1 pseudogene is annotated in these 482 nt (G+C 63.5%); it reads left to right on the forward strand.

The annotated features are described in order from the left end of the window. Nucleotides 1-482 (forward strand): annotated as a pseudogene (locus tag EN932_RS37625) (NADH-quinone oxidoreductase subunit D); the annotation flags it as partial.

Consider the following 482-nt stretch of genomic DNA (forward strand, 5'->3'; position numbering starts at 1 on the left):
ATTGCGCGCCGATGAACCAGGAACATGCCTTTGCGCTGGCCGCCGAGCGTCTGCTCGGCATCGAGGTGCCGAAGCGTGGCCAGGTGATCCGCGTTCTCTACAGCGAGATCGGCCGCATCATGTCGCACATCCTCAATGTGACGACGCAGGCGATGGACGTCGGTGCGCTGACGCCGCCGCTGTGGGGCTTCGTCGAACGCGAAAAGCTGATGGTGTTCTATGAGCGCGCCTCCGGTTCGCGCATGCATGCCGCTTATTTTCGGCCCGGCGGCGTCCATCAGGACCTGCCGCGTCAACTGGTCGAGGACATCGGCAAGTGGATCGACCCGTTCCTGAAGTCGATCGACGACCTCGACCGGCTGCTGACCGGCAACCGCATCTTCAAGCAGCGCAATGTCGATATCGGCATCGTCTCGCTGGCGGATGCCTGGGCCTGGGGTTTTTCGGGCGTGATGGTGCGTGGCTCGGGTGCAGCCTGGGAT

It is taken from the genome of Mesorhizobium sp. M7A.F.Ca.US.002.01.1.1 (genome assembly GCF_004022955.1).
In the GTDB taxonomy this organism is placed as follows: domain Bacteria; phylum Pseudomonadota; class Alphaproteobacteria; order Rhizobiales; family Rhizobiaceae; genus Mesorhizobium; species Mesorhizobium ciceri.